The following is a 7,656-nucleotide window of genomic DNA, read 5'->3' as shown; positions in this document are numbered from 1 at the left end:
GCCGCGAGCGGCGCGCGCGGCGGCCGCTTCGGCCGCGGGGGGGCCGCGATGGCCAACATGGCTCAGCCGGTGCATGTGGCGACCGCGACGCAGGGCGAGATGCCGGTCGTGCTGACCGCGCTCGGCACGGTCACGCCGCTTGCCACCGTCACCGTGCTGCCGCAGTTGAGCGGCGTGCTGCAGGACGTCTATTTCAAGGAAGGCCAGATGGTCAAGAAAGGCGACGTGCTCGCGCAGATCGACCCGCGTCCCTACGAGATTTCGCTGCGCAACGCCGAAGGCACGCTGGTGCGCGACCAGGCGCTGCTCGCCACCGCGCGCCTCGACCTGAAGCGCTATCAGACGCTGCTCGCGCAGGATTCGATCGCGAGCCAGCAGGTCGACACGCAGGCGTCGCTCGTGCGGCAATACGAAGGCACCGTGAAGTCCGACCAGGCGAACATCGACAGCTTCAAGCTCGACCTCGTGTACGCGCGCATCACCGCGCCGGTCTCGGGCCGCGTCGGCCTGCGCCAGGTCGATCCGGGCAACTACGTGACCTCGGGCCTGACCAACGGCATCGTCGTGATTACGCAGCTCGATCCGATCAGCGTGGTGTTCACGACCTCCGAAGACAACCTGCAACAGATCATCCAGCACACGCGCAACGGCGAGTCGCTGTCGGCCACCGCGTACGACCGCAGCAACACGCACCCGCTCGAAGTCGGCTCGCTGAAGACGATGGACAACCAGATCGACACGACCACCGGCACGATCAAGCTGCGCGCGATCTTCGAGAACAAGGACAACGGCCTGTTCCCGAACCAGTTCGTCAATACGCGGCTGCTCGTCGATACGATCAAGGACGCGGTGATCGTGCCGACCTCGGCGGTGCTCAACGGCTCGATGGGGACCTTCGTGTACGTCGTGAAGCCCGACAACACGGTCACCGTGCGCCAGGTCAAGGTCGGCCCCGTCGACGGCGAGCGCACCAGCATCCAGTCGGGCCTCGCGGTCGGCGAGCGCGTCGTGATAGACGGTTCGGACCGTCTGCGCGAAGGCTCGAAGATCACGATTCCGGCGGCGCGCGCGAGCGGCGCATCGGGCGCGAGCGCGGCGGCCGGCGCCTCGGGCGCATCCGGCGCGCACGCCCGTCACGGCAGACACGCGTCGCAAGCGTCGCAATAAAGTAAAGGCACGGCACTTACCGCATGAATCCATCCCGCGCCTTTATTCTGCGTCCCGTCGGCACCGCGCTGCTGATGGCGGCGATCATGCTGGTCGGCCTCGTCGCGCTGCGCTTTCTGCCGCTCTCCGCGCTGCCCTCGGTCGATTATCCGACGATCCAGGTGCAGACCTTCTATCCGGGCGCGAGCCCGGACGTGATGACGTCGTCCGTGACCGCGCCGCTCGAGCGGCAGTTCGGGCAGATGCCGTCGCTGAACCAGATGTCGTCGCAAAGCTCGGCCGGCTCGTCGATCATCACGCTGCAGTTCAGTCTCGATCTGCCGCTCGACATCGCCGAGCAGGAAGTGCAGGCCGCGATCAACGCGGCGGGCAACCTGCTGCCGTCGGACCTGCCCGCGCCGCCGATCTACGCGAAGGTCAACCCGGCCGACGCGCCGATCCTCACGCTCGCGATCACCTCGAAGACGCTGCCGCTCACGCAGGTGCAGGACCTCGCCGACACGCGCCTCGCGCAGAAAATTTCGCAGGTCGCGGGCGTCGGCCTCGTGAGCCTGTCGGGTGGCCAGCGCCCGGCGATCCGCATCCAGGCGAACCCGCGCGCGCTCGCCGCGTACGGACTGAATCTCGACGATCTGCGCACCACGATCTCGAACCTCAACGTCAACACGCCGAAGGGCAACTTCGACGGCCCGACGCGCAACTACACGATCAACTCGAACGACCAGTTGACCAGCGCCGACGAGTACCAGAGCGCGGTGGTCGCGTACAAGAACGGCCGCCCGGTGATGCTGACCGACGTCGCGAACATCGTGCCGGGCGCGGAGAACACCAAGCTCGGCGCGTGGGTCGACAACACGCCCGCGATCATCCTGAACGTGCAGCGCCAGCCGGGCGCGAACGTGATCCAGGTGGTCGACAGCATCAAGAAGCTGCTGCCGCAGTTGCAGCAGTCGCTGCCGGCCGCGCTCGAGGTGCAGGTCGTCACCGACCGCACCACGACGATCCGCGCGTCCGTGCGCGACGTGCAGTTCGAACTGGCGATGTCGGTCGTGCTGGTCGTGCTGGTGATGTACCTGTTCCTCGCCAACATCTACGCGACGATCATTCCCAGCCTGTCGGTGCCGCTGTCGCTGATCGGCACGCTCGCGGTGATGTACCTGTGCGGCTTCTCGCTCGATAATCTGTCGCTGATGGCGCTGACCATCGCCACGGGCTTCGTCGTCGACGACGCGATCGTGATGATCGAGAACATCGCGCGCTACGTCGAGGAAGGCGACCCGGCGCTCGAAGCCGCGCTGAAAGGCTCGAAGCAGATCGGCTTCACGATCATCTCGCTGACGGTCTCGCTGATCGCGGTGCTGATTCCGCTGCTCTTCATGGGCGACGTGGTCGGGCGCCTGTTCCACGAATTCGCGATCACGCTCGCGGTGACGATCGTGATCTCGGCGGTCGTGTCGCTCACGCTCGTGCCGATGATGTGCGCGAAGCTGCTGCGCCACACGCCGCCGCACGAAAGCCACCGCTTCGAGGCGAAGGCGCACCGCGCGATCGACTGGGTGATCGCGCACTACGCGGTCGCGCTCACGTGGGTGCTGAACCGGCAGCGCTCCACGCTCGTCGTCGCGCTGCTCACGCTCGTGCTGACCGGGCTGCTCTACGTGTTCGTGCCGAAGGGCTTCTTCCCGGTGCAGGACACCGGCGTGATCCAGGCGATCACGCAGATGCCCCAGTCGGTATCGTTCGCGTCGATGGCCGATCGTCAGCAGCAACTCGCCACGCAGATCCTGAAAAATCCGGACGTCGAAAGCCTGACCTCGTTCATCGGCGTGGACGGCAGCAACATCACGCTGAACAGCGGCCGCATGCTGATCAACCTGAAGCCGCGCGACGACCGCAGCAACACCGCGAGCGACGTGATCCGCCAGTTGCAGAAGGACGTCGCGCATATTCCGGGCGCGTCGCTTTACATGCAGCCGGTGCAGGACCTGACGATCGACTCGACCGTGAGCCCGACGCAGTACCAGTTCATGCTGACCGATCCGAACATCAGCGAATTCACCACGTGGGTGCCGAAGCTGATCGACCGGCTCAAGCAATCGCCCGAGCTCGCGGACGTCGCAACCGATCTGCAGGACAACGGCCGCTCGGTGTTCATCGAAATCGACCGCGCGACCGCCGCGCGCTTCGGCATTACGCCGGCCACGATCGACAGCGCGCTCTACGACGCCTTCGGCCAGCGCATCATCTCGACGATCTTCACGCAGTCGAACCAGTATCGCGTGATTCTCGAAGCACAGCCGCAGATGCAGTACTACACCGACGCGCTGAACTCGATCTACCTGCCCTCCTCCACGTCCACTGGCGGCCAGGTGCCGCTGTCGTCGATCGCGAAGTTCATCGAACGGCCCGCGCCGCTGCTCGTCACGCACCTGAGCCAGTTCCCGGCCACCACGGTGTCGTTCAACCTCGCGCCGGGCTCGTCGCTCGGCGCGGCGGTCAAGGCGATCGGGCAGGCGCAGAAGGACATCGGCCTGCCCGAATCGTTCCAGACGCGCTATCAGGGCGCGGCGCTCGCATTCCAGGCATCGCTCGCGAACGAACTGTTCCTGATCCTCGCGGCGATCATCACGATGTATATCGTGCTCGGCGTGCTGTACGAAAGCTTCATCCATCCGATCACGATCCTCTCCACGCTGCCGTCGGCCGGCGTCGGCGCGCTGCTCGCGCTGCTGATCACCGGCCACGATCTGGACATCATCGGCATCATCGGCATCGTGCTGCTGATCGGTATCGTGAAGAAGAACGCGATCATGATGATCGACTTCGCGCTCTACGCGGAGCGCGAGGAAGGCAAGCCGCCGCGCGAGGCGATTTACCAGGCGTGCCTGCTGCGCTTCCGGCCGATCCTGATGACCACGCTCGCCGCGCTGCTCGGCGCGCTGCCGCTGATGCTCGGCACCGGCGCGGGCTCGGAGCTGCGCCGCCCGCTCGGCATCGCGATCGCGGGCGGTCTGATCGTGAGCCAGTTGCTCACGCTGTTCACGACGCCGGTGATCTATCTCGGGTTCGATTCACTTGCCCGCCGTCTGCGCGAGCGCTTCCATCGCGGCGATTCGTCCGGCAGCGCCACGCCGCCCGCCACCGACGCAGGGAACTGAGCGATGAATCTGTCGCGTCCGTTTATTTCCCGCCCGGTCGCCACCACGCTGCTGGCGATCGGCATCGCGCTGTCCGGCGTCTTCGCGTTCACGAAGCTGCCGGTCGCGCCGCTGCCGCAGGTCGACTTCCCGACCATCTCGATTCAGGCCTCGTTGCCCGGCGCGAGCCCGGAGACGGTGGCCACGAGTGTCGCGAGTCCATTGGAGCGGCATCTGGGATCGATTGCCGACGTTACCGAAATGACCTCGTCGAGCTCGGTCGGCTCGACGCGGATCACGATGCAGTTCGGCCTGAACCGCGACATCGACGGCGCCGCGCGCGACGTGCAGGCGGCGATCAACGCGGCGCGCGCCGACCTGCCCGCGAGCCTGCGCAGCAACCCGACGTATCACAAGGTCAACCCGGCCGACGCGCCGATCCTGATTCTCGCGCTCACGTCGAATACGCTGACCGCGGGCCAGTTGTACGACTCGGCGGCCACGGTGCTGCAGCAGTCGCTGTCGCAGGTGCAGGGCGTCGGCGAAGTCGACGTGAGCGGCTCGGCGAACCCGGCGGTGCGCGTCGAGCTCGAGCCGCATGCGCTGTCGCATTACGGCATCGGTCTCGAGGACGTGCGCGCGGCGCTCGCCGCGGCCAACGCGAACAGCCCTAAGGGCTCGATCGAGTTCGGCGAGAACCGCGTGCAGCTCTACACGAACGACCAGGCGAGCAAGGCTTCGCAATACAAGGATCTGGTGATCGCCTATCGCAACGGCGCGCCGGTCAAGCTCTCCGACATGGGCGAGGTCGTCGATTCGGTCGAGGACCTGCGCAACCTCGGCCTCTTCAACGGCAAGCGCTCGGTGCTCGTGATCCTGTACCGGCAGCCCGGCGCGAACATCATCGAGACCGTCGACCGCGTGAAGGCGATGCTGCCGCAGTTGCACGCATCGCTGCCGGCGGACGTCGACATCTCCCCTACCTCGGACCGCTCCACGACGATCCGCGCGTCGCTGAAGGACACCGAGCACACGCTCGTGATCGCGGTCGTGCTGGTCGTGATGGTGGTGTTCCTGTTCCTGCGCAACTGGCGCGCCACGCTGATTCCGAGCGTGGCCGTGCCGATCTCGATCATCGGCACGTTCGGCGCGATGTACCTGATGGGCTTTTCGATCGACAACCTGTCGCTGATGGCGCTGACCATCGCGACCGGCTTCGTCGTCGACGACGCGATCGTCGTGCTGGAGAACATCTCGCGGCACATCGAGAACGGCGTGCCGCGCATGAAGGCCGCGTACCTCGGCGCGCGCGAAGTCGGCTTCACGGTGATGTCGATCAGCATCTCGCTCGTCGCCGTGTTCCTGCCGATCCTGCTGATGGGCGGCATCGTCGGGCGGCTGTTCCGCGAATTCGCGCTGACGCTGTCGCTCGCGATCGCGGTGTCGCTCATCGTGTCGCTCACGCTCACGCCGATGATGTGCTCGCGCCTGCTGCGCGAGCCGCACGAGGAACACGAGGAAAGCCGCTTCGGCCGCTGGCTCGAGCGCGGTTTCACGTCGATGCAGCGCGGCTACGAACGCACTCTCGGCTGGGCGCTGCGCCATCCGCTGCTGATCCTCATCGTGCTGCTGCTGACCATCGCGCTGAACGTCGCGCTTTACATCATCGTGCCGAAGGGCTTCTTCCCGCAGCAGGACACCGGGCGGCTCGTCGGCGGTATCCAGGCCGATCAGAGCACGTCGTTCCAGGCGATGAAGGGCAAGTTCTCGCAAATGATGGAGATCGTCGGCAAGAACCCCGCGGTCGAGAGCGTGGTCGGCTTCACCGGCGGCCGGCAGACCAATTCGGGCTTCATGTTCGTGTCGCTGAAATCGAAGAGCGAGCGCAAGCTGTCCGCCGATCAGGTGATCCAGCAGCTGCGCGCGCCGCTCGGCGACGTGGCCGGCGCGCGCACGTTCCTGCAGGCGGTGCAGGACATTCGCGTCGGCGGCCGGCAATCGAACGCGCAGTATCAGTTCACGCTGCTCGCCGACTCCACGCCCGATCTCTACAAGTGGGGGCCGAAGCTCACCGAGGCGCTGCAGGCGCGCACGGAGCTCGCGGACGTGAACTCCGACCAGCAGCAAGGCGGCCTCGAGGCGATGGTGACGATCGACCGCGCGACCGCGTCGCGTCTCGGCATCAAGCCCGCGCAGATCGACAACACGCTGTACGACGCGTTCGGCCAGCGCCAGGTGTCGACGATCTACAACCCGCTGAACCAGTACCACGTCGTGATGGAAGTCGCGCCGCGCTACTGGCAGAGCCCGGAGATGCTGAACCAGATTTTCGTCAGCACGTCAGGCGGCAGCGCGAGCGGCGCGCAGACCACCAACGCGCCGGCCGGCACCGTGACGGCGAGCACGTCGTCGTCGAATCCGACCAGCGCGGCGACGGGCGGCGCAGCGGGCACCACCGCGTCGAGCGCGGCCAGCATCGCCGCCGACTCGGCCCGCAATCAGGCGATCAACTCGATTGCGGCGAGCGGCAAGTCGAGCGCGTCGTCGGGCTCGGCGGTGTCGACCGCGAAGGAAACGATGGTGCCGCTGTCGGCCATCGCGAGCTTCGGGCCCGGCACCACGCCGCTGTCGGTCAATCACCAGAGCCAGTTCGTCGCGTCGACGATCTCGTTCAACCTGCCGCCGGGCGTGTCGCTGTCGACGGCCACGCAGGTGATCTACGACACGATGGCCGAGATCGGCATGCCCGCGACGATTCACGGCAGCTTCCAGGGCACCGCGCAGGCGTTCCAGCAGTCGATGTCCGACCAGCCGATCCTGATTCTCGCCGCGCTCGCGGCCGTCTATATCGTGCTCGGTATCCTGTACGAGAGCTACATCCACCCGCTGACGATCCTCTCGACGCTGCCGTCCGCGGGCGTCGGCGCGCTGCTCGCGCTGCTGCTGTTCAAGACCGAGTTCAGCATCATCGCGCTGATCGGCGTGATCCTGCTGATCGGCATCGTGAAGAAGAACGCGATCATGATGGTGGACTTCGCGATCGAGGCGTCGCGCCAGGGGCTGTCGTCGTACGATGCGATCCACCAGGCGTGTCTGCTGCGCTTCCGGCCGATCATGATGACCACGTTCGCGGCGCTGCTCGGCGCGCTGCCGCTCGCGTTCGGCAACGGCGAAGGCGCGGAACTGCGCGCGCCGCTCGGTATTTCGATCGTCGGCGGGCTGATCGTGAGTCAGATGCTCACGCTCTATACGACGCCGGTTGTGTACCTGTATATGGACCGCATCCGCGTGCGCTGGGAGGCGAGAAAGGCTCGCCGTGCCGGTGGTGCGGCGCCGACGTCGTCATGACGCG

General features: G+C 66.4%; 3 protein-coding genes. All 3 read left to right on the top strand.

The genetic code is table 11. The annotated features are described in order from the left end of the window. Positions 1-1,167, top strand: a 1,167-nt coding sequence (locus QM685_RS34460; RefSeq protein WP_415123726.1) for an MdtA/MuxA family multidrug efflux RND transporter periplasmic adaptor subunit, incomplete at its 5' end; no start/stop codon positions are given. A 23-nt stretch (positions 1,168-1,190) separates the two neighbouring features. Beyond that, entirely contained in the window at positions 1,191-4,325 is a 3,135-nt protein-coding gene (locus QM685_RS34455; protein ID WP_415123725.1) for an MdtB/MuxB family multidrug efflux RND transporter permease subunit, read from the top strand. A 3-nt stretch (positions 4,326-4,328) separates the two neighbouring features. Then, positions 4,329-7,652 carry an efflux RND transporter permease subunit gene (locus QM685_RS34450; RefSeq protein WP_415123724.1) on the top strand — a complete coding sequence of 1,108 codons (3,324 nt, stop codon included), beginning with the start codon at positions 4,329-4,331 and terminating at the stop codon, positions 7,650-7,652. Positions 7,653-7,656: the final 4 nt, after the last annotated feature.

This window comes from Paraburkholderia sp. (genome assembly GCF_047605525.1).
Lineage (GTDB): Bacteria > Pseudomonadota > Gammaproteobacteria > Burkholderiales > Burkholderiaceae > Paraburkholderia.
This window is presented reverse-complemented; position numbering and strand designations above follow the sequence as displayed.